At 51.8% G+C, this 24817-nt stretch carries 26 protein-coding genes; 7 read left to right on the top strand and 19 right to left on the bottom strand.

The features are described 5' to 3' along the window. Nucleotides 1-29 precede the first annotated feature (29 nt). From J2I47_RS08120 to J2I47_RS08110, 3 genes are read right to left on the bottom strand one after another with little or no spacing between them, the layout of a single operon-like run. Entirely contained in the window at nucleotides 30-320 is a 291-nt protein-coding gene (locus J2I47_RS08120) for a hypothetical protein (protein WP_207364063.1), read from the bottom strand. A gap of 41 nt (nucleotides 321-361) precedes the next feature. Beyond that, nucleotides 362-913 (bottom strand): YceI family protein, encoded by a 552-nt coding sequence (locus J2I47_RS08115; protein WP_207364062.1) that lies wholly within the window; start codon nucleotides 911-913, stop codon nucleotides 362-364. Between the two features lie 31 nt (nucleotides 914-944). Then, nucleotides 945-1718, bottom strand: a complete 774-nt coding sequence (locus J2I47_RS08110) for a DUF5777 family beta-barrel protein (protein ID WP_262899007.1) — start codon at nucleotides 1716-1718, stop codon at nucleotides 945-947. Between the two features lie 81 nt (nucleotides 1719-1799). On the opposite strand from J2I47_RS08110, the gene J2I47_RS08105 reads away from it, so the two are divergent. Then, entirely contained in the window at nucleotides 1800-2597 is a 798-nt protein-coding gene (locus J2I47_RS08105) for an IS5 family transposase (RefSeq protein WP_207363904.1), read from the top strand. Here the strand turns inward: J2I47_RS08105 and J2I47_RS08100 are convergent. Continuing rightward, entirely contained in the window at nucleotides 2594-2950 is a 357-nt protein-coding gene (locus tag J2I47_RS08100) for an ATP-binding protein (protein WP_207364060.1), read from the bottom strand. The genes J2I47_RS08105 and J2I47_RS08100 overlap by 4 nt on opposite strands. Between J2I47_RS08100 and J2I47_RS08095 the strand changes: the two genes are divergently transcribed. Continuing rightward, entirely contained in the window at nucleotides 2949-3290 is a 342-nt protein-coding gene (locus tag J2I47_RS08095) for a hypothetical protein (RefSeq protein ID WP_207364059.1), read from the top strand. The two genes, J2I47_RS08100 and J2I47_RS08095, sit on opposite strands and share 2 nt — an antisense overlap. A 181-nt stretch (nucleotides 3291-3471) precedes the next feature. On the opposite strand, the gene J2I47_RS08090 is transcribed toward J2I47_RS08095, so the two are convergent. From J2I47_RS08090 to J2I47_RS08065, 6 genes are all read right to left on the bottom strand, one after another. Further along, nucleotides 3472-3969, bottom strand: coding sequence for a hypothetical protein (locus J2I47_RS08090; protein ID WP_207364058.1), 498 nt, complete (start codon nucleotides 3967-3969; stop codon nucleotides 3472-3474). Between the two features lie 23 nt (nucleotides 3970-3992). Continuing rightward, the gene (locus J2I47_RS08085) at nucleotides 3993-5243 is read right to left on the bottom strand and encodes a sulfite oxidase (protein WP_207364057.1); all 1251 of its coding nucleotides are present in this window, start codon (nucleotides 5241-5243) and stop codon (nucleotides 3993-3995) included. A 65-nt stretch (nucleotides 5244-5308) separates the two neighbouring features. Further along, nucleotides 5309-6316, bottom strand: coding sequence for a YeiH family protein (locus J2I47_RS08080; RefSeq protein WP_207364056.1), 1008 nt, complete (start codon nucleotides 6314-6316; stop codon nucleotides 5309-5311). 75 nt (nucleotides 6317-6391) lie between these two features. Next, nucleotides 6392-7288 carry a LysR family transcriptional regulator gene (locus J2I47_RS08075; protein WP_207364055.1) on the bottom strand — a complete coding sequence of 299 codons (897 nt, stop codon included), beginning with the start codon at nucleotides 7286-7288 and terminating at the stop codon, nucleotides 6392-6394. 26 nt (nucleotides 7289-7314) lie between these two features. Further along, on the bottom strand, nucleotides 7315-8766 hold the full coding sequence (locus J2I47_RS08070) for a YncE family protein (RefSeq protein WP_207364054.1): 1452 nt from the start codon (nucleotides 8764-8766) through the stop codon (nucleotides 7315-7317). A 118-nt stretch (nucleotides 8767-8884) separates the two neighbouring features. After that, nucleotides 8885-10042, bottom strand: coding sequence for a hypothetical protein (locus J2I47_RS08065; protein ID WP_229374410.1), 1158 nt, complete (start codon nucleotides 10040-10042; stop codon nucleotides 8885-8887). 101 nt (nucleotides 10043-10143) lie between these two features. Between J2I47_RS08065 and J2I47_RS08060 the strand changes: the two genes are divergently transcribed. The 4 genes from J2I47_RS08060 to J2I47_RS08045 all read left to right on the top strand — a co-directional run bounded on the left by J2I47_RS08060 (nucleotide 10144) and on the right by J2I47_RS08045 (nucleotide 14115). Continuing rightward, nucleotides 10144-10461: an efflux RND transporter permease subunit gene (locus J2I47_RS08060; RefSeq protein WP_229374409.1), complete on the top strand. Its 318-nt coding sequence runs from the start codon at nucleotides 10144-10146 to the stop codon at nucleotides 10459-10461. A 35-nt stretch (nucleotides 10462-10496) separates the two neighbouring features. Continuing rightward, entirely contained in the window at nucleotides 10497-11195 is a 699-nt protein-coding gene (locus J2I47_RS08055; RefSeq protein ID WP_229374408.1) for a COG4705 family protein, read from the top strand. A gap of 824 nt (nucleotides 11196-12019) precedes the next feature. After that, complete coding sequence (locus tag J2I47_RS08050; RefSeq protein WP_207364052.1) at nucleotides 12020-13276, top strand: AAA family ATPase; 1257 nt, start codon at nucleotides 12020-12022, stop codon at nucleotides 13274-13276. Further along, entirely contained in the window at nucleotides 13273-14115 is an 843-nt protein-coding gene (locus J2I47_RS08045) for an HNH endonuclease family protein (protein WP_207364051.1), read from the top strand. Before J2I47_RS08050 ends, J2I47_RS08045 begins: the two co-directional genes overlap by 4 nt. Nucleotides 14116-14117: 2 nt before the next feature. Here J2I47_RS08045 and J2I47_RS08040 read toward each other — a convergent pair whose 3' ends face one another. From J2I47_RS08040 to J2I47_RS08015, 6 genes are read right to left on the bottom strand one after another with little or no spacing between them, the layout of a single operon-like run. Then, nucleotides 14118-15272, bottom strand: a complete 1155-nt coding sequence (locus J2I47_RS08040; RefSeq protein WP_207364050.1) for a hypothetical protein — start codon at nucleotides 15270-15272, stop codon at nucleotides 14118-14120. A 5-nt stretch (nucleotides 15273-15277) separates the two neighbouring features. After that, entirely contained in the window at nucleotides 15278-15682 is a 405-nt protein-coding gene (locus tag J2I47_RS08035; protein WP_207364049.1) for a hypothetical protein, read from the bottom strand. 4 nt (nucleotides 15683-15686) lie between these two features. Beyond that, the gene (locus tag J2I47_RS08030; protein ID WP_207364048.1) at nucleotides 15687-18176 is read right to left on the bottom strand and encodes an argonaute/piwi family protein; all 2490 of its coding nucleotides are present in this window, start codon (nucleotides 18174-18176) and stop codon (nucleotides 15687-15689) included. After that, nucleotides 18130-19140 carry a PD-(D/E)XK nuclease family protein gene (locus J2I47_RS08025; RefSeq protein WP_207364047.1) on the bottom strand — a complete coding sequence of 337 codons (1011 nt, stop codon included), beginning with the start codon at nucleotides 19138-19140 and terminating at the stop codon, nucleotides 18130-18132. The genes J2I47_RS08030 and J2I47_RS08025 overlap by 47 nt, the downstream gene beginning before the upstream one ends. Before the next feature lie 3 nt (nucleotides 19141-19143). After that, entirely contained in the window at nucleotides 19144-19701 is a 558-nt protein-coding gene (locus tag J2I47_RS08020; protein ID WP_207364046.1) for a hypothetical protein, read from the bottom strand. Beyond that, a complete protein-coding gene (locus J2I47_RS08015; RefSeq protein WP_207364045.1) occupies nucleotides 19698-20312 on the bottom strand; it encodes an RNA polymerase sigma factor in 615 nt (204 codons plus the stop codon). Before J2I47_RS08015 ends, J2I47_RS08020 begins: the two co-directional genes overlap by 4 nt. A 1315-nt stretch (nucleotides 20313-21627) precedes the next feature. Between J2I47_RS08015 and J2I47_RS08010 the strand changes: the two genes are divergently transcribed. Then, entirely contained in the window at nucleotides 21628-22224 is a 597-nt protein-coding gene (locus J2I47_RS08010; protein WP_207364044.1) for an outer membrane beta-barrel protein, read from the top strand. Between the two features lie 498 nt (nucleotides 22225-22722). On the opposite strand, the gene J2I47_RS26530 is transcribed toward J2I47_RS08010, so the two are convergent. The 3 genes from J2I47_RS26530 to J2I47_RS07995 form a co-directional block, all read right to left on the bottom strand. Further along, a complete protein-coding gene (locus tag J2I47_RS26530; RefSeq protein WP_229374406.1) occupies nucleotides 22723-23112 on the bottom strand; it encodes a transposase in 390 nt (129 codons plus the stop codon). 75 nt (nucleotides 23113-23187) lie between these two features. Beyond that, nucleotides 23188-23454, bottom strand: a complete 267-nt coding sequence (locus tag J2I47_RS08000) for a hypothetical protein (RefSeq protein ID WP_207364043.1) — start codon at nucleotides 23452-23454, stop codon at nucleotides 23188-23190. 276 nt (nucleotides 23455-23730) lie between these two features. Beyond that, nucleotides 23731-24120 carry a response regulator gene (locus J2I47_RS07995; RefSeq protein WP_207364042.1) on the bottom strand — a complete coding sequence of 130 codons (390 nt, stop codon included), beginning with the start codon at nucleotides 24118-24120 and terminating at the stop codon, nucleotides 23731-23733. Between the last annotated feature and the right edge of the window lie 697 nt (nucleotides 24121-24817).

Here is a 24817-nt window from a genome sequence, read left to right as displayed (position 1 = left end):
ATGTAGTCGATCAAAATTTAATCGGCTACTCATCCAGCTTTTGGCGCATCAAGCGCACACTTCGCCTGCAAGGGCCTGCAACGAAAGCGATGCTGCGTAGAACAGGGGGAGATGGCCCCGTTACGGTGGTCGGGTAAGGCTGGCTCCTGCCGCCTGCCGTGGTGCTCAAACACCGAAAACAGGGCAAATAGCCCCGCTGGGTTGGCACGCAGCCGCATGGTATAAGTGCCCTGGTAAACGGAAAGGCCCGCGACCTGGTGCTTGTTCCCTACGCCGATGCGAGCCAAACCGGTGGGGTGAGCGTAGTATGGATGAAACAATAGGTGCGGCTATCGAAATACTGCCGAGAAACAGAAAAGGATTATTTTTTTACGTAGGGATTGAATACGTATTTCGATTTTACCGCAATGACTTCGGCCACTTTTGTGAAAACCAGTTTGGGTACGTCAATTTTGTGATCTACCAGTTTTACGTCAAAATTGTTGATTAGCGTAATCTTTTGATCTTCAATGGTCAAGGTGCCCCGCAGTTCTCTTGGTTGCGCAATACCGTGGATAATTAATTGTCCTTTGGCTGTTACGGTATACGTTCCGTTTTTTGCGTAGTCAATCGCTTCGGTAATTTTTCCTTTAAACATGCTGATCGGGTATTTTTCCGATTCTACATAGTTCTCGTTAAAATGTTCCTTCATGAGCTTATTTGGAAAATCGAAGGCGGTCATTTTTATGCCGACGGCTATTTCGTTCGTCGCCGTGTTGAGCATGGCACCAACTGATTTATTAATGGCCGCAATGTTTTCGACGGGCGTTTCTGAAAAAAAGCTGGTCTCACCAGTTTGCGTTGAAAACAACTGCCCAAATGAAGGAAAAGATAGAAATACCTGTGCGATAAACAGGATGATGTAGCGTTTCATGCTGTTGGCTGGTTATGGGTATAAACTAAATTTATTTAGCCAGTTCCTTCGGCTTTTTGTCGAGGCTAAAACTCCTGGAGATATTAAATCCGTAGAAAATACCTCCGTCACGCCATTGCTTTGTGGTCTGGGCAACAAACTGTCGCTCAATCATTCCTCTTGAATTGGTAAAATGTAGTTGAAAAACGTGACCACCCGTTTCAACATCAAATCCCAGCGCCAATGAATTATGGTAATCGGTCGTGCTGGATATGGTACCCGTTCGATGGTAATATTCTCCGGTGATGCTTAATCGTTTTGTCAGTTTCATGCGACCGCCAACGCCCATGGCGAATAAATCATTTGGGGTATCAGCCGTCTCTGTTTTGTTGAAATGCAAAAACGTGGGCATAAGCTGAAGCGAAAATCGTTCGCTGAATTTCCGGGCCAGCAGTGCCTGCCCGGTATACGTCATGCGGTCCAGATTGGTATAGTAGCGCATCACTGTTCCTGATTCCAATGGCGTACGACTGACAACCGTGCTGATGGCATTACTTCCGTAAAGCGTGAGGGTAACAGGCATTTTATTCGACTGCCGTAATACCTTATATTTTCCGTAAAAGTCATATACTTTTTCCTGCGAACTCCGGCCAATGCCAATGGTAAACTGGTCGGTAATACCGTACTCTAGTCCTAACCGGATGCGGGCTTCATCGAGACCAAAAAAATTGTTGATAAACCCGGAATTAAGTGCGCCAAATCGGTGCGATATCCAAAAATTCAACTGGTTTTTACCAACCGTCTCAATTGTCTGCCCATTGATCAGCCTTGTTCCTTTAAGAGCGTGTTGGGAAATTGTAAAAAGCTGGTAGTCAGGTCAACTTTGTAGCGACCAAGCAACAAAGACATGACTCCTCAGTGGATGCCACTGACTGACTACCAGTGGGCAGCAATTTCGCCTTTTTTTGATCTGCAACGCAAGCGTAAACACGACTTGCGCCAAATTTTAGATTGCATTTTCTGGCTGTTGCGCACTGGTTGTCAGTGGCGTAATCTGCCGCCTACCTGGCCGCATTGGCAAGCCGTCTACTACTATTTTGACCAGTGGAAGAAGGCAGGTTTGTTTGAGCGTATCAACGCAACGGTCAATCAACTTGACCGTCAGCAAGCGGGTCGAGCCCCGTTGCCTTCAGTTTTGTGCATTGATACACAATCCGTTAAGTTAGCTCCGTTGATCTATGAATATCGCGGTAGTGATGCCCACAAACTCGTCAATGGCCGGAAGCGTACCTATGTGGTGGATACACAAGGGAGGTTGTGGGTCGCCGATGTGGATGCCGCTAATGTTCACGATGGCACCCTAGCTGTGCCGCTCATTGTCAGCATCTTGTGGCGGTGTGGGGAGCGGTTAGAGAAAATCTTTGGCGATCAGGCATACAATGGGGTCTTTGCCAGCGAACTAGCTGAGTGGAGCGTCGATTTTGAGAAAGCGTCACGTCCCGAATCGACCCGGGGGTTTGTACCCGTTGCCAAACGCTGGGTTGTTGAGCGGAGTATTAGCTGGACAAATTTCTTTCGACGTATCGTCAAAGATTATGAATACACGGTATCTTCCTCTGTCAATTGGTTATATCTAGCCAATATTCAGGTCATGTTGCAGCGTATTCAGCTACGACACCAAACACAATTCCCCAACATGCTCTAAAGGCGTTGTTTTGGCATGGACTCGCCCCGCAGCTCGATGCGATGGGCCTGATGAATCAGCCGGTCCGCAATGGCATCGGCAAACGTCAGTTTACCTAAGTAGTCGTAGCCCTTACTGCCCGGTAACTGCGAGGTGAGGATGGGTGCAGCCCCGCCGTGGCGGTCCTCTATGACCTGGAGCAGCGACAGCCGCGCCTGCTGATTCAGTGTCGGGATGCGCCAATCATCGAACATCAATACGTGTGGCTGGCCACTGCGGGCCAGTTCCCTCACACAGTCGTCGGCAGGGGCCGAGTGCAGTTTCTCCAGTAGGTTGGTCAGGTTTACAACTGATTGGGAAAAACGGGTATACATGATGAAAGCCATTCAAACAACGGCCCAACCGACTCAGTTTCCCCAGTTCTGGAATGAAGACTGGCTGCAAGTGACTATCGATGAGTTGGACAAACGAAAGATGACGCCCGCCGAGCGATTTGCTTACGAACGTACCTTGGCCATCAATGCTGAGGCTATCCAAATGGTCAATGTCCAAGTACAAGAAGCAAGGGTCAAGGCAAGAACTGAAACGCAGAAAGAAGCGGTCCTTCGGTTAGTGCGGCTTGGCAAACTAAGTATTTTGGAGATTGCCGAAGGGGTAGACGTTCTTATAACAGTTATTGAAGAGCTTCAACGGGATCACCGCACAGTCAACTGATAGCCCAAAAACCTATAGCCTCCTTAACTGATAAAGCCTAACCCATACCGGTTAGGCTTTATTTGTTGTAAGCTGTAGTGTCCCGAAACATCAACTGATTGTAGCAGGACACGCCCCTCAAAAAGTGGTCAGTATCAAGCTGAATCGCCCAAATTTCGCTGTGCCACTGGAATCACCTGATTTACCCCCCTGCTTCCTTGTACCATTTCGGCGCATCAAGCGGCAACCGCCGACCATCGAACGGCGTTTTGATTGGGCCGTAGTATTTGGTCAGGTAAGTGAGCACAGCGGGTTCTGACTCGCCTAAGTCCCAGAGCTTTTGCGTCCGTTGCATCCACCGAATCCGCTCCACCCATTTCTCCCGGTCGAAGTGACTCTGTAAAATCAACTTGCTGGAGTGGCAGGCCGTACATTGCCCCTGCACTAACATCCGGTTTTTGTCCAGGGCCAGCCCCGATTCAGAATCGACTGGAACGCCGTCGGCGTTGACCATAGTGGTCGATGCAGGCGTTGCCATCACAGGCTTCTGTTTGGCAACCTTTCTGGCCGACGTTGCTGAGTGAGCTTTGACCACTGTCTTTTTGGGCGGTGCGGGTTGCTGAGCTACTCCGGCGCAGAGTAGCCACACGCACAGGCTACCCAGTAGCCAGTGGTGTGCGTTGTTGGAGTTAGACTTCATGGCGTTGGTATTGTCGTTTTTCGTTAAACTACTTTGATGGCAATGCGATGGCAGGCGTTGTTGCAGTAGCCTTCGGGGTTCCACTGCGGCATTACCATCGGCTGCGACACCCCGGCATCATCGGTGGCCCGCGCCCAGACTTCGTAATACCCCTGAATCGGTAGTTTCACCTCCGTCGTCCAGTGTTGCCAGGCAAGCCGGTTTTTTGGCGTTTTCAGGTCGGCGGCTTGCCAGGTGGCCCCAAAATCGACCGAAACGGCTACGGCATTCACCTTGCGGTCGCCCGCCCAGGCATGGCCGCGTAGGGCCAGCGTTTGGCCCATGGGCAGTTCCAGCCCCATTTTGGGCGACGTAATCACCGACTTTACCGGCATCGATTCGATGATTCTGAAATCGCTTTCGGGCGGGTCTATCCCCGGCATCACGGGGTGAATGGGTAACCGGTAGCTCTTGCCCGTCATTTTGGCTCCATCGTGGACTTTATTACGAATCGCAATTGTATGCAGCCACTTTCCCGATACTGATGCGGGCCAGCCACCAATCACCAGCCGTAGTGGGTAGCCGTGTACCAGTGGAATATCCTGCCCGTTCATGGCCCAGGCAATCAGGGTTTCGTCTTCGAGGGCTTTGGCAATGGGTACGCCCCGCGAAATAACCGGCTGGTTAGGGTCCTGACTCAGGTGGAGGTCTTTGCCGTAGTAGCCAATGTACACGGCGGTGTCGGTCAGGCCCACATCGGCGAGCAGGTCTTTGAGCCGGATGCCAGTCCATTCGGCGCAGCTCACCCCGCCTTCGGTCCATTGGTTACCCGACGTTTTGGGGAAGAATCCCGCCCGGCCATTGCCGCCACACTCCAGCACCAACTGGTAGGTGTAGGGTTTGAATTTCGTTTTGAGGTCGTTCAGGGTGTAGGTCTTCGGCGCTTTCACCGACTCGCCGTTGATGGTCAACGTCCAGTTGGCCCCGTCGATGGTGGGCGGAATGAGGCCGTTGTTGCGGATAAACATTTTGTCGGCGGGTGTCACGGCATCGTCAAGGAGGTAGGCGGGTGTTTCCACGTTCCAGGGTTTGTCGTTGAGCACCACCAGCCCCTTATTTTTGGTCGCCATTGGGTCTGGTGGCCCGCCAATATGGTCAAACGCCAGGGGTAGGTAGTTTTTGGGCAGGCGGTCGGCAAAGACAATGTTAGTGCCGAGTAAGGCGGTGAGGGTCGTTAGGGAACCTGCTTTCAGGAAGCCCCGGCGGTCGAAGTGGTTAGAAGAGTTGATTTTCATTTTATGGTCATTAACAGTCTTGAATTGGTCAGAATAACGTCAGTCGGCTAGTCAGTCAATGACTGTCAACCAAGGTGCAGAATAGCGTAGAGAGATACTACCGAAATCAGTATCCATAGAACGATGCCCTGCACCATTGGTTTCCAGCCAACCGCCCGGATCACGCTAACTGACAAACCGGCTCCAATCAAAAACAGGGTTAGCGTTAGGCCAATGTGAGCCAGATGCACCAGCACCTGAGCTACCGGCTCAACAACGGGCAGATACGTATGGGCGACCATGGCCAGGATAAACAGGCCGATAAAGTACGGAATCGTGATCTTGCCCTTACCGGTCTTGAACAAAGCCGCCGTACCGAGAGCCACCGGAATGATCCAGAGGGCGCGGGCTAGTTTTACCGTCGTGGCTAACTGCAACGCTTCCGGTCCGAATTTAGCAGCTGCGCCCACCACCGAACTGGTGTCGTGGATGGCCAGAGCGCACCACAAACCAAACTGAGCCGGGGTCAGGTGCAGCCACTGCCCGATGAGCGGAAAAACGATCAGCGCAACGGAATTGAGCATAAAAACGGTTCCCAATGACACAGATAGCTGTTTTTCTTCGGCCTTTATCACGGGAGACAGAGCGGCAATAGCGCTACCTCCGCAAATAGCCGTACCAGCCGCGATCAGGTGAGCCGTTATGCGGTCGATCTTCAGCCATTTGCCCAACAGAATCCCCACCGTCAGCGTCCCGGCGATGGAGGCTACCGTAAACAGAACGCCTTCTTTCCCGGCCTGCACCGCACTGTGCACGTTCATGCCGAAGCCCAGCCCCACCACCGAGGCCTGCAACAGCCAGTGGGTTAATTTATTGTTCAGACGGAGGAATGGATGCCCCACAAACTGCGCCATAATCAGGCCCAGCAACAGAGCCAGCGGGGGTGACATCAGGGGTGTCAGGCACAAAATCAGAGCAGCCCCGAAAATGATTTCGCGGGTAGTATAGGTGTGGTAGAACAGGCCATGAGCCTGTTTGAACAGGGATTCAGGCTGGGGTTGGTCGGGTTTTTGGGTGATTGTTACGGGGTTCATAACCGGTTGCTTTATTGATGAAACAAAGGTACCTGGTCCCCCGCCCCGGGGCCAATCACCGTTCTTGATGGGTGATTACCTCCGGTTATAGTGCTGCCTCGTAAACCGCATGAAGGTGTCGGACAGCCCTTCGCCTACGCCCTGCAACTGAATCGAATAAAAGTCGCGCTGCATGGTCAGACCCGCCACGTCCAGCACCCGCAGGGTCCCGCTTTTGAGTTCATCCTGCACCGCGAAAATGGACACGAAGGCCATACTCTGCGAATTACCCAAGTAGGATTTGATGCCCTCAGTACTGCCCAGCTGCATCCTCACGGTGAGGTCGGTCAACCGTAAACCCACTTCCCGTAGGGCGTGTTCGACCACTTCGAGCGACCCCGAACCGCGTTCGCGCAACACAATCGAAACCGTTTTCAGCTCGTCCAGCGTGAGTTCGTCGCGGCTCGCCAACGGATGGTCGGCGCGGCAGACCAGCACCAGTTCGTCTTTCACAAAGGGCGTGTAGCGAATGTCGCTGTGGTGTGTCCGGCCTTCCACCAGTCCCAGGTCGATGTCGTTGGTCAGCAGCGCCTGTTCGATCTGTTCGGTGTTACCGCTCATCAGCGACAGAATCACCCCCGGCGACTGCTCACCAAAGCGGGCCAGCACCGCCGGAATCACATACTGCGCCACCGTCGAACTGGCCCCCAGTCGGAGTTGTCCGCCCGACTGCCCCTTGAGGGCGTTCATGTCGAATTCGGCTTGCCGGTAGCTGCCGATAATGGTATCAGCGTGGCGCAGCAGCACGTTTCCCGCCGTGGTGAGGCTGATCTGATTACCCCGTCGGTCGAAGAGGGCCATCCCGAATTGACTTTCCAGTTCCTGAATGTGCTTGGTAATGGCGGGCTGGGTGACGAATAATTCAGCCGCCGCTTTGGTGAAACTGAGCCGTTTGGCAACGGTATAAAAGACATTCAGGCGGAAATCGAGCATAAGGGTGTGGACCGTGTATCGTCCGGTTAAGGCGTACTTACTACGACGCCACCCGACGGGTTTTTGTCGCCCTGCAGCACGACGAAGTACCGCCCCGCCAGCCGCAGTTTGATCTGGTAGTAGGCATTGATTTCTACGGCTCCTTTGTCATCCGTCTCAAAGGCCACCACCGCTTCGGGGTTGACCGCCGCGCCTTTCTGATCAGACAAATAGAGCGTGTACTTCATCAGGGGCGTCAGCTTTTTGAGGGCCAGAATCAGCTCGTCGATGCCCCCGGTGGTCCGCAGTGTCACCCCGCCGCCAACGCCGGGAACAGGCGGTGTACCGGCGGGTGTCAGGCGGACGTTGATAGGTGTGGTAGGGTCAAAGGCCTCCAGGTTAGCCTGGCCGCTGGCGCCCTCAGGGATCGCTTTCACGGCGTAGATCAGGGCCTGCGGGGCTTGCCCGCTGCGTATCTGGTTGATCTTTGTGTTCGTTTTCGTATCGATCACGTCCACGGCATCCCCGTTTTCCAGGCCTACGTAGAGTTTGCTGCCGTCGCCCGATGGCCACACCCCGTGGGGGTTGGGGCCGACCGGGATGGTGGCCACCAGTTGCCGACTACGGCTGTAGACCTTCACGGCGTTTTCGCCCCCCACCGTCACGTAGGCGAACTCGCCGGCGGCACTGCCGCTATAGCGTGAGCCGCCACCGGCCCCGGCAAAATTGACGTGGTTGGTGCCCGGTCCGGTGTCAATTACGCCTTCGGTCTGGTAGGTCTGCGCGTTGACCACGCTGACTTTTCCTTCATCCTTGTGGGTGAACCAAACCTGCTGCCCGTCGAAAGTGGCGGCGATGTTGGGCGAAAAGGGCGTTACGGTCGGAATACGTTTGATAACCTGGTAGGTTCTAGTGTCGACCACGTCAAGCTCGGCGGTGAACGAGTGGTTGACGAAGGCCACTAGCCCGTCGGGGCGGAACACAATCATGCCCGGTCCTTTGGCCGTCGGTATCCGCCGGACTTCCTGCAAGGCCGCCACGTCAATCACCGACACGTAGTCCTCGCCCCGCACCGTGAGCCAGAACTGTTTGCCGTCGGGAGTAAAGAAGCCTTCGTGGGGGTTGCGCCCGACGTAGACTTTACCCTTGATTTTGTTGGTCGTCAGGTCCACGAAACTAACCGAATTGGTCAGCGTGGACACCACGCCCAGCGTGCGGTTATCGGGCGAAATGCCCAGGCCATGCACGTTGGCCTCCCGGTCGTAGAGTGGGCTAAAGTCGTTGGGCCGGGCGCTGCCAAAGCGGATCACGCCCAGCAGCTTGTCGGTGGAGGGGTCAATGACCGAGACCGTGTTGGAACTCTGGTCCGCCGTGTAGACCCGGTCCTGGGCCGATATGGCCACGGCCCCCGCCGTTGGGGGGCCTACGTCTACCAGCTGGTGATCCTGACAGGCGGTCAGTGCGCTTAGGAGCAATAGGGATACTAGTGGCGTTCTCATGGGTTGTTTTCGTTGAGTAAGCGTGTCGATTGTAGGCTGCATTTGGATCAACCAGGCAGGGCACCGGGCGCAGTACGTACCTAACGCGCCCGGTGCCCTGCCTGGTTGATTTATCCGATTATAAGTTCGGCGTCAGGGCCTGTCCGTTCACCACCGGGCTGATTTGCACCACGCTGGCGGCACTGCCGGTTTTGCCCGCATTGTCGGTCACGCGGGCGGTGATGGTCACGGACGTTTTGCCCGGCGGCAGGAGCAATGAACCACCCACTACCCAGCCAAAGGTGCTCCGCACGTAGCCCGTGGGGTCGAGTTCGCTGCCCGCAATGTTAAACACCGGGGCCAGGTTACCCCCCGCCACGATGATGTTGCCGTTGGGTTGCAGCAGGGGCACGTCGAAGGTTACGTTCAGGCCGGTTACGTAGCGGTTTGGCCCTTTCGACGACTGGGTGGGGTCAACGATGGTGCCCCGCGTGGCATCGTCGCGGCCCTCGCCGTTTTCGTTGACCCCAATGCCCGCCCGGCTCACGTCGAGTGCCGACACCTGGATAAAAAACAGCGACGCGTTGGTGGGTGGCGTGGGCGACGTTTTGGGTCCAGTCGCCACGCTCGACGGCACGCGGGGCGCCAGCAACGTGACCACCGGGCCAGCCGGGTCAACCGCACCGCTGGTGTTGAGGGTGGCCAGCGGGGGGGGCGTCAGGGCCTGCCCACTGGTGGCAATGCCGTTACCTTCGGCTACGTTGAGCGTAATTTTGTCAGTACCCGTCTTGCCCGCCTTATCCCGAACGGACACGGTAATGCTGAACTGATTGACGCCCACTGGCAACGATTCAAGCACGTGCCAGCCGGTCCAGATCGTGACGCCCGCGCCGGGGGTGTCGTCGGTACCGGCAATGTTAAACAGACTGGCCAGATTCGTATTTTTCGGGATAATGCCCCCGTCGGGCTTCACCAAATCCGTGTCAAAAAGGACCGTCAGGCCTGGCATATTGGGATTGGGGCTGCCCAGCAGGGCGGTGTTGCGGATGTTGAGGCTTTCGTTGGTGATGACATTGACCGAGTCATGAGTCACCACCTCCACGTTGATCTCGAAGCCGCTGCCGTTGAAACTACCGGCACCGGGCCGACCGTCACCCCGGACTACTTTGGCATTGGCCACTGGCGAAACAATATGGACCGTTGGCGACAGGTCAGTCTGCTCCCGGTGATCATTACAGGCTGCGGCGCTTAGGGCCAGCAGGCCGATTATCGCCTGTTTGTGTAACATTCTATACATAGTTCTCTTAAGATTAAAGACAATAGTGTCAATTGGCGATACGGCCCGACCGGCCTACCGGTTGCGTTGGGGAAGGGAATAGTTCGCCTTGACTTCGACCTATGATTGTAGGCATCATCGCCGAAAACGCCATTTTTACGGTCAACCAGTTTGAACATACCCTGGCCTGTACCGGCGACGTCGACGAGTCGGTCAACTATGCCATTGCCCTCCGGCTCCGGCCTAAACTAATGACGGCCATCGGGGCCATTCTAGCCCTGATGCCGCTAGCACTAGGCTTCGGGCTGGGTGCTCAGATGCAACAGCCGCTGGCGGTGGCCGTTATCGGCGGCTTTGTGGCAGGTCTGCCCTTATTGTTGTTAGTCTTACCAACGGCGCTACGTGCGCTGTTTCACCAACGCATGAAAAAAACAGCATGAAAAAAGTCCCGGAAATAACGCTCCTATTTTGGATTATGAAGATCTGTGCCACCACGCTCGGCGAAACAGCCGGCGATTTGTTGGCGCAGACGTTAAAGGTAGGGTACGCGGTCAGCTCGTTGCTGTTAGTGGGAGTTTTTATCCTCACACTCATTGGTCAACTCACGGCCCGGCGGTACATACCCGCCCTGTACTGGGCTGTGATCTTAGCCACCAGCACGGCTGGTACGACCATGTCCGATTATATGGACCGAACGCTGGGGTTAGGCTACGCTACGGGTTCGCTCATTTTGGTTAGCATCCTGATTCTGGTGCTGGGCGTGTGGTATGCCACTGAGAAAAGTTTATCGGTTACCAACATTAGTCGCCCCCGCCCCGAACTGTTCTATTGGACGGCCATTTTGTTTTCGAACACGCTGGGTACTGCACTGGGTGATTTCCTGGCAGACGATTCTGGTTTGGGCTTTGGTGGGGGCGCAATCCTGATTGGCAGTTTGATCGGCCTGGTGATCCTGGCGCACTACTTTACCCGTATTTCGTCGGTTGTGCTGTTCTGGATTGCCTTTGTATTGACTCGTCCTTTTGGTGCCACGTTCGGCGATCTGCTAACCAAACCTACGGAAAAAGGTGGCTTAGGTTTCGGTACCCAGGGGTCATCGTTGATTCTATTTTCGCTGTTGGTCGGGTTGGTAGTTTACACGTCGTTGATCGCAAGACGACGTACAGCGATTTAGGTTGTCGTTCCAGACCGACATAATTTAGGGGCTATACTGAGTGTGTCTTAGCTTGAAATAGGTTGTCAGTTCTCACCAAAAAACGACCGCAACGGCGAACCGTAATCATGCAAGACCATGTTCGCGACCTATTAGTCGAACCGCCGATGCGGTCGTCTTCAGTACAGCGAACAGCTCAAAGAGTCGGCTGTTTTTCGCATCCTGTTCGGCGGAGAGGGCAAAAGGCGGATAATGGCTGATCTATGCATCCACAGCAGCTATACACTTCGGGGTTGGTTGCAGGTGCACCGGCAGAAGATGTAGATAAGGCTGATAACTTTACCGGCCATGAAAACAACCGCAATGACGGTCTAATCGGAAACGGGATGCTACCGCCCTTAAACAGCGTAACGCTGAGTTAGAGTAGGCTTTACAAGAAGTCAATCTGTTGATTCTAGCCCTCAACACCATGACTAAGGTGGCTGAAAAGGAAATAAACGTGCCGATCCGAAAAAATTGACTTGTCCTAAATAAATTAAGTGTTTTTTTCGGTACGTTAGACTGGTGTTATATCCTAAATAGCGTTGACCTGTCCAATCCTGGAAAAAGGTTACGGTCTGCCGCCGTGGTCGTTTGGGGTGAAAAACTGACAATCTATTTCAGGAGAAGACAAGCAGCATGTCGGCTACACCCCGAATGAGTATCGGACGTTGAACTAACCATTTCCCTTCTTCGGAAATTTAGTATTGCTAATTACATTTGCTCGCCAGTGTCGATCCATTTGATGGATTAAAATATCCTAAAGGGTATGGCGAGACTGTACTTGGCCGAATTTTTGCTGCACTATGTTTTTAAAACGTATTACTATTCAGAATTTTCGGGGCATTCAGGAAATGGAACTCAATTTAGCGCAGCCGTCGGGGAACCGCAAGCAGACGCTGATTATTGGGGAGAACGGCACGGGAAAAACGAATCTGCTACGAGCCGTTGCGCTGGTAATGGGGGGCAGTGATGCCCTCGCTGAACTGCTGAATACGCCGGATGACTGGATATCCTTTGGTGCCCCGTTTTGTCAACTATCCGCCACCCTGCTCACCCAGGCGGGTGAAGAACGATCTATTCAATTAACTATTAATCGGGGCGATACGCTGAAGGGCATCGTTTTAGCCAATCAAGACCAACTGGCTGAAATTGATGCTGCGCTGGCCCATGCTACCCAAAACTATTTTGTGGTTGGGTACGGCTCGCTTCGGCGGCTGAACCGGAGCACTGGTTTCAGCCGGGGTGGTGAAACGATATTCAGACAAGCCCGGGCTACCAACGTGGCTACCCTGTTCAACCAGGAGGCCCTTTTAAATCCGCTCAATACCTGGGCGATGGAAGTCGATTACCGGACGAATGGGAAAGGACTGGATATTATTCGTCAATCGTTAAATGATTTTTTGCCCGCTGTTAAGTTTCATTCGATCGATAAAGAGAAAGGACATTTAATTTTTCTTTATGGTTCAACTCAAGTTCCGTTGCATCTACTCAGTGATGGCTACCAAAATATGATTGGATGGTTGGGTGATCTGCTTTACCGGATCAGCAGTGCCTTCAATGATTACCAATCACCCCTAAAAGCCCATGGCCTTTTGTTGATTGACGAGATCGATCTGCACTTGCATCCAAAATGGCAGCGTAAAGTACTGGACTATATCCGGCACAAGCTACCAAACCTGCAGCTCATTGCCACCACGCATTCACCCCTGCTTGCTCAACAGGCTCAGGAGCATGAACTCTACGCCCTGAAACGAACCAGCCGGGGGAAAATCGCCTTGGAAGCGTTCAGGGGAACTCCTGACCGGCTTTTATTGCACCAACTTTTATTGTCGCCTATTTTTGATCTGGAAACAGACGAATCCCTGGCGGTTGAAGAACTTAAAAAGCAGTACGAATCGCTGAAAAGGCGAAAAGACCCCCCTCAAGGAAAGCTGCATTATCTGGCTACTCAGATTGAGCAGCTTCCTCAAAATCAACGCTCAAACATGAATTACGGCAACGACCAACTGGATCTGCTGCGCGAGATTAAATCCGAACTAAAAGCGCGTAGAGATTCATGATTGGCTTAACCCGTGAACGGACCCCGCAGGCAGTACCAGATACCTTTAGAGGCATAAAACGCCAGCGACTAACGCTGGATTTGCTCAAGCAACAACGGGCGCTGTTGCAAGCCGGGGAAGGCGTCCATAGTTTCAAATCTAGCCATTGGAAGGTAGTTAAAGACCAACTCTGGATTGAGACCGTTAACAAATGTGCGTATTGTGAAGCGACCACTAAGGAGGTGGCGCACGGTGACGTGGAGCACTACCGGCCTAAGAGTATCTACTGGTGGCTGGCCTACTGTTACGATAACTATTTGGTTTCCTGCCAAATTTGCAATGAAATATTCAAACGCGATGAGTTTCCCATTGCCGGAAGTCAGTTGACCGGTCCACTCGTGACGCCCATCACAACTGATGATGAGCTAAAAAAAATGGCTCATGACTGCGTCCCTGATCCGATCAACGATTCGGACGGGATGTCCCTGGCCAGTTTTATGGCTCAGCACCAGGCCGAGCGGCCCTACCTGCTCAATCCGTACGTCGATAATCCGGAGCAGTACTACGGTTGGGAAGTCGAGCCCATCCTCAGACGCGTCTACATAGTGCCCGCTCATAAGTCCACCAAGCACTTTGTTGACGAAGCGGAACGGTTGTATGGCCTTAACCGAAAGGAGTTGTTAGAACTCCGCTACTTTTTTTACAACATTTACGACACGTTTCGGCTTACCTTGGCAGATGAGGGCATTAGTGCGAAAACCAGAATCCGGGTTGAAAAAGAAATCCAGACCATGAAGGCGGCAACCGCTCCTTTTGCGGGCATGATTCGGTATTTTGACCAACAGTTTCGGCATGCTTAATCCTACTGAATGGACTGCTTAATGGACGTAATGGCGTCTGCTTCCCAACGGGCAAAGCGTTCCGGTGCCGCGTGAATCTGCCGCCAAGCCTCATTTAACAGGGCCGAAACAGGCCGGCTGGCGGCTACCGAACACTGATCGGCATAGGATTGTAGCGTCTGCCGTTGGCAGTTTTGATAAACGGTTCTAGCTAAGTCTTCGAGGAGTTCATCCGGGCAGGCACTATCGTAGTAATCTGGTTTTTGATAGGCCCCTTTTACTAATTCCCAGGCCTCGTCTAACTCGCTAACGGATTCGCTCTGCCCGGTTTCAAAAAGCATAAAGCGAATGGCCCGAAACCGGGCTTCGTCCGCTGGATGGTTAGGCGACTCGGTTCCGTAAAGATCATAACTGGCTTTTCCTTCAGAAAGCACTAATTTGAGATGAGTCCAGGCGTAAGCCGGCCCTGTTAGATACGTAGCGATTAGATCACAGACAAATTCTTCCAGCCACTTGCACTCCTGCGTTTTCAACCACATGTCCCGCCATCCTTCGAGCTTCCGGCAGAACACGGGAGGCAGCTGATTTTGAGTAGCTTCAAAGATCTGATCATTAAAATGCACCTGTAGGTTTTTTTCAAACTTACCGGTTATCCAGTTGTAACCAGAAAATACGTAAGCCAGCATAAAAATGATGTGACCTATTTCGTGGTACAGATCAGATAAGTGCAGCAGATCATCTTCGCCACCGGGGGGCACGCCGATGATATCGTGTTTGGGATATACCCAGTAGTAGTTTTGCGGTGCAGCGGTTGTGGTCAGCAGGGGGATACGGCGCGTGCTAACAAACCCAATTTCCTGGTAAATCCGCTCAATGAGCTTGTTCAGGTAGCGCTCCGGCTTGCCGTAATTCCGAATCACCAAGCAGCGATTTACCTCCAACTCGGTACAGTGGTCGTTCAACGATCGAAATTGACGCAGGTAATCACTGGCAAAAAGCGGCTCGGCTAACAACCCATCACCGATTACGTTTTCAACCTGTTGCTTTAACCCGGCTAGCAGCTCATGGGTGTGGTCGACAAAAGCCGGATCTAAATCCTGATCGAAAGGGGCGTCGATAAGCCTGTTACTCAGTTTGGTGATGCGGGATAGTAAATCGTGAAAAGCACCCTTCAGCATATGTTTTATTTACCGGTTCGCAATTTTCGAAATAAGACGGATCGCTCCCCGTCCAGAACGTCCAATAGCCGGTTCAGCGTAGAAAAATACTTTTCCTGCAGGATACCGTTTTGCTCAATAGTGGTTACGATATCCTTTAGCTCAGCGCTTGGCGGTAGTTGCTTGGATTCAATCAAGCGGCCAGTCGGGCCGCACTCCGCTGGATATACCATGGGCTTAAGCACCTCCAGAATATAGGCCTGCGCCCGGTTAAGCTCTTCAGCGTTAACCGATAGGTTTGGATATTTACGCCGAGTGCCGGGCTGAGTCAGCAACCAGCTTTTTTTTAGCAGAAGCACGGCCTCATTCAACACCTGGTTGGTTTGCGCGAGTCGTTCGTACTGATTAGAAAGATAACCGATTTCACTCATGGGGTTAAAGATTTTGGTCATCCGGGAGAATTTCTTGATCCACCTCGTCTGTATCCAGGTCGGCAGCTATTACGGGCTTGCCTCCCCAGTCCTCTTCGGTGTAGGAGAGGGGCTCTAAGAATGTGTCCAGCAGCTTAATGATAATGGGCAACGAACAGGGTCGGTCGGGGGCGGAAAAGGCCATTAGCGTCTGGGCGAACAGATCCTCAATGATTCGATCAAAATTCGCCGTCCCCTCAATGAAACTTACGTGAAGCGGACGTGCGGACCCGTTGAGCTTAAAGGGATAGCCAGTAGTAAAGACAAAGGCTTCGGTTAAGTGGCGTCCCAGCTTTTTTACGGTGCCGATCGTGGGTAATTCGTAGGGTCGCTGCTCATTGGCAGCCAGGGCTACCCGCAGCGGGATCGCACTTTGCTTGTGAATATCGACCACCGCCCATGCGACGGAGTCTGCCTTCAGGATGCCATCCTGCTGCAGTTGAGCGATTGTGCGCTGTAGACCGGCGGGTTCTCCGCCATGACTTCGGCCGTCCCGAGCTAAAATAATGCCGTTCGGACTTGGGCAGATGTGGGGAATGTGTAGTTTGAGCTTCTCGTACAGTTTCTCATAAATGAGGTTTTCGGGGAGTTTTTCCGCCCGGCTGTGGCGGTTCTTCTGGGGTACATCAACCGAATCGAAATAAATTTTCTCCCCATTTTTATAAAAGAACACAAAGCCGCCATTTCGGTCGTGAACGTCAATGCCGATGTAAATGTCGTACTGCAGTGAATTCTTCAAGGCGTACGGGAATACCCGGTTAATCAGTAGGTAAGCCGTGCTGAGGTAAAACAGGTAGGAATCGAATTTATAGGCTTCGTTAGTATTAGCCAACTTGTAGAGTACCCCCGCGTCGGCGTCGGGGAAGGCGCGGTAAAACCGGTTAATGCGCTCGTAGGATGCGCACTGAAACCATAGGTCCTGCTGGGAAAACTTTTTCTTCAAACAGTCATGGAACCGCTTGATCGACCGCTTGTTACACCGGCCGTGACTGGGTAGAATCAGCAGCCCACGCCCTGCCGAGACGCCCGCTTCAGCCGCTACAACTTTGAGCAGGTTGACTTGGTCGGTAGCCGATAGGTTGGGGTTGAAGGGGTAGGTAATTACTTTCGTAAAGCCTGTAAAGCTGGGGGCCAGTTGCCGTAATTTACGGTCAAAATCGCTCTGAAAGACTTTGATCATCGCTTCGTTTACCTCAAATTGATGATGCGACTCGGGCACAAAAAGATACTGGGGAACGGTATGAAACTTGCCCATAAAGCCGTTATTCTGCACCCATTTCCGGCGCTGTTCGGCTAGGTTAGGCGCCAGAGCATGGTCACCCCACGAGGGGCGGATCGATACTACTTTACTTTTATTGAAGAGTAAGTCCGGCGCAGGGCACTCCCGCAGCGTTTCCTGCTGGGGAGCCTGATGAATCGTCAGTGGTTGGCCGTTGAAAGCTAATTTATTCAGAAATTGACCCACTTTCCGGGCGATGTTATCAAATCGTTTGGGTGTAGGCAGAATGGACTCGCGGTGCATTCGTTGTACATCCTTATCTTGGGTATCGTACACCAAGCGCATCAGCGAAGCGGCTCCATGCCGCAACTCATCCGAACTGTCCCGCCGACCTGGGTAACAATACACGACTGAAACATCGTCAGGACGAAGCAGTTTGGCTATCTGGAAAGCGTGATCCTTGGTTTCGGTCCGCGTGTACTCGTAGACGGTTCGTATTTTCTTATTGCGATCCTCAAATTCCTGCTGGTCGATTCGTTTACCGAAGCCCATAATCTCCACCAGAAACCACGAGTCGCCAAACATCATCAAGGCTTTCTGACCCCGCTTCCGTTGGCGCAACTGCTGATCAAACGCTTTTGCATTATAAACATTAACCGATGTGGAAAGTGGCTTTTTATCCACGTACCGGTACGATATGTCCAAAGAAATGGTCAGTTGATCGCGTCCCTCAGCGACAATCTTTATCACAAAGCCCTCCAGCATGTCAATGACTGCGCCGTGGGGACTCGCCAAAGGCTCCTTAAAAAAGAACCGGCCCGTCTGATCTTCAATGACCAGACCAGTATCTTTTATTTGTTTGCGAATGGCGAATTCTAGAAATTCAATTACTAACGAGTGTTCTTCGTCCGAGCAGCCCGCCATCCTAAGGGTATAGATGGGCGCATTGGCCGGAAAATTGAGCCGGACGATACCACACAACGGGGAGCGGTGAACAATGGATTTGGCCAGCGTCCGGTCCGCCGGGATCGCAATGTACTTTTTGCCCGCCCGGGTCACGATAGCCGCCGGCCCCTGAGTGGCCGACCGTACTTTCCGGGCCAGATTTTGCAGTTCACGGTAGTGGTCAGCGGGGGCGCCCGCCGTCGTCGATAACTCGACCGAAATGAGCTTGTAAGAAAAGTCTAGCTCAAGCGCATTGGTAAGCACGAACAAATTCAGCGTATGCTTCTTCATCGTATTCGTTGTTATGTTGGTTAAGATGGGTACAAAGTGCGTAAAAAGGACAAGTATCGCACAGGTAACCACCATATTCCAGACCAGGAAAATCGGTGATTGGAATTTCCTTGGGAAGCCGGTCCTTGGTTAGCTGAGTAATATCACCGCTACTCAAATTAATATCGTCTAGAATGTCATTGGCCCGCTCTTGGGTAAAGGCATGCTCCCAGACATGGCCGCCGTCTTTGATTAAATTGACCTCCAGTAACCGAATATCACTGTATTCGTAGGGTTGCTTACTGGTCACCACTAGATTCCGATGCCGAAGAATCGCTAAGCCAATGATGATCAGCTGACGGGCGTAATCACTGGTCGGGCTGAGTGATACCTTCCAGTCGATGACAACCGGTTTACCGTTCACATAGGCAATCAAGTCGATCTGGGGGCACACGTACGCTTCTTCTACCCGCATGTAGCGGTTGGTTACGTCCGCGCGCAGACTGTAGGCTTGTTGCAAAAATTCGAGTAGCGACTGCCGGTTATCTGGCATCCGAAGGCGTGGAATGTTTAGAATAGCCTGACGAATCGTGGCGTAGGCCGCATCGACATCCGCCGACTCATACGGTTGATTGATTTCGTGGATATCTAGAATACAGTACACCATACCCGCTGCTTCTTTGGTCTGATTGGCGTATAAGCCCTGACTTGAAAAGTCAAACTGAGCGTTGGCCAACTGGACCGCAGCTTCGGCAAATGATTCGAAGTCCAACGGCTGTCCTTGGGCAATAGAGGGAATGATTTCCTGGGTCAGGTAGGCATCGACCACGCTCCCCGCCCACATGGTCAGATCCTGCATATTTTTTAGCTCGAACGCTTTCCGGCGCAACGCATTGCTATGGCGATGGGCCGGCAGCACGTCGCTGAAGAAATATTTTCGACGGCATTGACGAAATACGTTGCTGGTGGAATGACTCCATTTCATGCGTCAAGAAGGCATATACTGCGCCAATCGCTCCAAGTATTGATTTAAACTTTCTTCATTACCAACCAAATCCTGCCATCCCGTGGCAGAGCGGGTCGTGTCCAGCTCGGATGTTTTGCGGGCAGCCATACCGAAACCCAGCGTGGGTTGATGAGCGAGCTGAATAACTTTAAACTGCTCAAAGGACGCTCGCAGTGCCGTACGCGCCGTTTCGAGCGAGACATTCAGCCGTTCCAGCAGCCGTTTCATCACCAGAATGGGAATGGTGGCCGGATGAATCGTATCGCTGACCAAATACTCAATCACCTCAGTGGGAAGCCCCAATTCAGTGGCCAGGGATGGGGCGGATACGTTGGTCGTGCGAAACTGTTCGGACAAGATTTGGCCAAACGTCGTCGACGCGTGCTTTTGGGCGAGCAAGCCTAGAAGCTTATTTTTTTGCTCCTCGGGCATACTCGTCGACTCGCCCCCGGGCAGCCGTTGAAGAGGCCAGTATTGATCCGGTTCGGCCAGCATCAATAGCCTTAATAGCTGATCTACCTTATCATCCACTTGGTTCATGGCTGGGTCTGGTTAAATAAGTTGATTAGTCGTTGCTTAGCACGAAAATGACGGACTTTTAACTGATTGTTTTCCAGGCTAAGCATCTGGGCAATCTCATCGTAGCTAAACTGCTGCGCTTTGAGTAGCAGTAAACTCTGATCTGTTTCGTCCAACTGAGCCAAGGCCGCTTCCAACCGAGCAAGCATTGGCTGCGTATGGGTCTCCTCGGCAGCAAGTAGTTGCTCGTAGGTTTGATCCGACAGCGCCAACTCGGCGGGATCGTCCGCATCAGTGTACGGCTCCGCCATCGAATCGCGGTTCATGGGTACTAGGCGCATGGTTTCATGCCGCCGGGCCTGCTCGCGAAGGCATTGCCGTAGATTATTAATAAACACTTTAAAAAGGTAATTTTCAAAGTGAGCAGGTGGGTCAGTCGGCAAGCTCGTTCGTTTAGCCAGTAGAGTATCCAGCGTTTTATAGATGACATCCCAGGCTGAATCGGCATCTAAGCCCCACCGAGTTGTTGCCGTGCCGTACCACCGCTGGGCATACTGCTCATAGAGCCACTCCAGTAACTTAGACGTTGGCTGGCTTAGCTGCTGAGCGATATCATGGGTGGTCATTCTCATGGGGCGATGCAAATCGGTTTACGCGCATGCATGTTCATTTACTTACCTATATGATTCTAGGTTACAGAACCGGTAATTGGGGACCTGTTTATTAGCTACCTTACGGGCAATGCGGGGCTCTACGCCACCTTTAACAACCGGCTCGACTACCGCCTGAACTCGGATGATGACCAGACCCGTGCCCAAGTGTACGCAACCACTTTATCAACTACACTATACCTATGCTCCACTTGTAGACCAATGTGTGTTTCGGGTCATATCTGCTATGTAAAACCTTTCAGACACCTTGGCACCCTCTACCGCATCAACTTCACCACTCTTGTCCGTAACAATGCCTTAACTATTGCTAAGGTTAATTCTGCGTGATTACTTAATATGCCTTCACATGATGATTGAGCTAGTACCATCATCCAATAGTTTCAATCATGGAACCAATATGAGTTAACATAAGCTCAACTTATACATCATCTTTCTTGGAGAGAGTTTATGGACTTTGTCCAGTCTAGGCATCTTTACGCAAACGTTAAACAATATATCCCAATGGATGTATTACCATCGAATGCAATTCGTAATAGCCTCTTTCCTACTGGGCATTTGTATGTATGGACCTGTTAATGCCCAGCAAAAGAATAGTCCCGAGCAAATTGACATGGCTACTTTGCCGCCCATACCGTCATTACCAGATTCGGCGATGTTCATTCGCATGGTGAAGACGGCCTGTAAAGATTCTACTTACTTTACTCGACAAGTTAACGAGTTGAGTGGAACAGTTAAGTATCGGTCAGATTTGAAATCCTATGTTATTGTCTACTATGTTCCCGGTACGATGGATAGTTTTTGGACGGGCGTTATTTGTAATTGTACCCAAATAGATAAGTGGCTCAATAAGTCAGTAATTTTTAGTGGCCGATACTATCAAGCTCTTACTATTGAGCCACGCTATGGGGGAGAGGAAGTCTTTTATTTACATCTGATAGGCGCTCGGCTACTTAATAAGTAAAGTGATGTAGCATTTTACCAATTTATTTTGTAATCTTGGTTGAAATAAGGATAGTTGAACAACATAACATTTGATTATAGAACAAGTGTAGCCTATGAAGCTTACAAAAACTGTTCGCCTTGTATTAGCCTTGACAATCGCATTTATTGGAGGAATACTGTTTGTAACAGGTCATGCTAGGCCATTAGATAGCCGGGTGACAAAGATAGTTGTATCTTACTCAGGCACCATAATTGGCTTTTTAGGATTAAGCTGGCTTATAAAAATTATCAAGTCAGAAGGTTAACGTAAGCTCAACTTATACAACTCAATGACATGAATAAACTTTATTTAATAGTAAGTTTCCATTTGTTAATCTGCTCTTTCACGACAGCTCAAGTAATTAATTACAAAAACTCAATTCGAGTCGGTATTGATTACATGAGTTTAGATGCCCCTGACGACTTCGGACTTCGGTATGGAGTTCGATACGGACGATATTTTGCTGATGATCGAATCGTCATCGAGGGCAGTTTGGGCTATCTCAACATAAAAAACCGCCGCTTAGTAATCAATAACTTTTACTTCGAAGGTCGGCCTCGACAACGTGTTACAGCTGATTTGACCGCTTTGTATGATTTGTTGGGCGCTAGTCGTCAAGCTCTTCGTTTGGGAGGAGGGCTTTCGGTTTGGCACCGGAAAGATGAGGTTTTACGAGAAGCTAGATCTTTCCCAGGGCAGAATGGTCAACCATTGGGAATCGAGGTTGTCAGTGAAAAAGCAGATGAGACTAATCCTGGATTTCATTTGGTTGTTGAATACGAGTATGTTATTCGCGCTCGGACTAGCTTAGGTGGCCGGGTTGGTATGGCCAATTTAGATAAGGCTGGTATCAGTTCTTTTGCTGGGGTCAATGTTGGTTATCGATTTTAATCTTTATAAGATTGAATACTTTTTAGCAGACTATTATCACCTATGTTTAGAAGGTGTTGAGGAATTATGTTTAGTGCTGACAGTCTATTCGCTGTAGCATGAGCGGTCCGCCGCCGCGGCTGAATGTTAGCTAAATACAGCCAACTTACCGAAGATGATACGGTGTACTCATAATCCTTGACTAGACGCCGGAAGAAATTCGTCCAAGCGATGCTCCCGCACCGGCGGACCGGTTCCACGACCCAGCGCTTGGCCACCGGCACAAATCCTCGAACTGATTCAGGCCGCGATGCTTTCTCAAAGTCAATATTCCACTCGGCTAGTTCCCGGGCGAACACCCCGTTGTAGGCCTGGTCCCCAAAGACTTTTTCCAACCGCTCCCCACATCGCCACACGATGCTCTCCACCAGCGGTAGAGCTAAGGGTCCATCAGCCTCAGTGGCACTAGCTACATCGGCTACCCACAAGCGGCCCTGCGTATCAACGACGAAGGTACGTTTACGGCCGCAGCGGCGGACCGTCGTTAACGAGTTTATGAGCGTCCTTCCCCCGAAACTCCCAGATCATAGGTGCTAATTTAACGGACTGTGTATCAACGCATAAAACAGAAGGAAACGGCTCCCGGCCCGCTTGCTGACGGTCAAGTTGGTTCAACGTAGTGTTGATATGCTCAAAGAGGTAGGCCTTTTTCCACTGGTCAAAGTAATAATGGACGGCCTGCCAAGGCGGCCAGCAAGGCGGCAGGTTACGCCATTGGCAGCCCGTGCGGAGCAACCATAAAATGATGTTGATTATCTGTCGTAAATCGTGTTTTCGCTTGCGTTTAAGCCGGGCCGCCGGCCGATTGGCCCATTGAGGGTTGGTCAGTGGCTTCCACTGTTTGGTCATGGCTTTGCATTTTGGTCGATACAAAGTTGACACGACTCTCAATCTTTCTCAATTCCCCAACACGCTCTTAGAGTGTTATTTATCCTGATCGTGATTTTTCGCTGTTCTTCGCACATGAGCTAGTAACCCACTCAGACCTTCATTATTTTTTATTTGTTCCTCTAACTCACTCAATAAAGTTTCATAGTCTGTCTCCTGCTCCAGAGTGAGTAGCTGAAGAGGAAGGTTATGCAGTGCATTAGAAATCGAGAAAATTTTGTTGCTTTTAACTTCGGTTGCTTCGTACCTTATTTCGACCAACGCCCAGTGTAAAAGCTTATAAAGGGTGTCCTGTGCCTTCATCACATATCATCGCTTTCTGCCTCGATATAGCCACTTATTTCCTAGCCGCCCGCCTAGCAATCAGGACATGATCATTAAAGATTGCCACCAAGAGTTTGCTAACAAAGAAATAAGTTGCGTTATCCTGATCGAACCCACCAATTGGGCAGGCCAGTCCGTGTTGCCTTAACTGACCCTGCGAGCTGATTCAGGCACTGGTCATGTGCCTAGCTGTAGGCAATAAGCTCAGCAATCAATAGGCCACTGATTCTGGTCCATTCGCCTCAGCGGAGGCCCTTACGTTGCTTGGGTTAGCATGCGATCAACGACTTGCCTCAGGCCAGCAGCCGTAGCCACTTTCGGGATGAAATCTACCGCCCCCGCGGCCAGCATGTCCGCCCGGTCCCCCGGGGCTTCGCTGCCTGAGTAGATCACTGTCGGCACACCTTGGCAACAAATATGACTTAAGAAGATGCCCTGCCAGTGCTTGCCTGCCTCCCCGCCCAGGTTTAAGTCCAACACGATCAAATCAAGTGGGTGTTGCTGCCAAACCAAGGCGTCTAAAAAAGCCTGTGGCGAGTCAAACCAGATCAGCCTGACGGACGGAGCATGCTGGTCGAATGCGTGCCGAAGCAGCAGATACTCGTCGTTGTCATCATCGATCATCAGGATGTGCTTGGACTCCATAGAACGTACCCTTGATACTATCCTTTCAAACCTAATCGAAGCCCGATTGTTTGGCCCCTTTAGTTTACATCACCTCTGGCTTTGTTTTACAGGCAGGCACAGCCGATAGCCTCCTAGACCGGCTGGCGGCGGACGGTGATGACCCTGCCGTGCTTGGTTGCCGTATCACCAATAATAAGACCAATATCCGTGCCAGGATGGGGGCACCTGCTGGCTGCTTACACAACGGAAAGATCCAGGCGCTGCACCTCTGCTGATCAGGAATGTCCTTGCCGCTCAGCCCAAGACGGAACCACTCGCCCTTGGCTGCCGACCCGGGCCTGTCTGGCCAGGCAAAAGCTAGCCTAACCCGCCTAGTGAGTGGTTAAGTAGGTAGTAATAGGCAACGCCCACGGCCCGGCAGCCCGTGCGGAAGGGGCACCCACCAGTTTTCACGGTGTTGAGCTGGGAGCACGACTCGATGCCCTCTCAGTAGCCTTAACTGATCTCAGGCTGCATCGCAGGAAGACACAAGCTGGGCTGCTCCACACGACGACCCAGCACCAAAGAAGTCGGTGGCATGAGTCCGCCAGCCTCTCCGCGTTGGTCTCTATTGATTACTAGTTGTATAGGTTTTGTTGCCGTTTTTATTGATATAGTACAAGGCCCCTCGTTCGCTAATCTGGGTTGTTTTACCGCTTGGTCCTTTAGCTAACTT

This window comes from Fibrella rubiginis (assembly GCF_017353185.1).
GTDB lineage: Bacteria > Bacteroidota > Bacteroidia > Cytophagales > Spirosomataceae > Fibrella > Fibrella rubiginis.
Note: the sequence above shows the minus strand (reverse complement) of the source record. Positions and strands in the feature narration are given on the sequence as shown.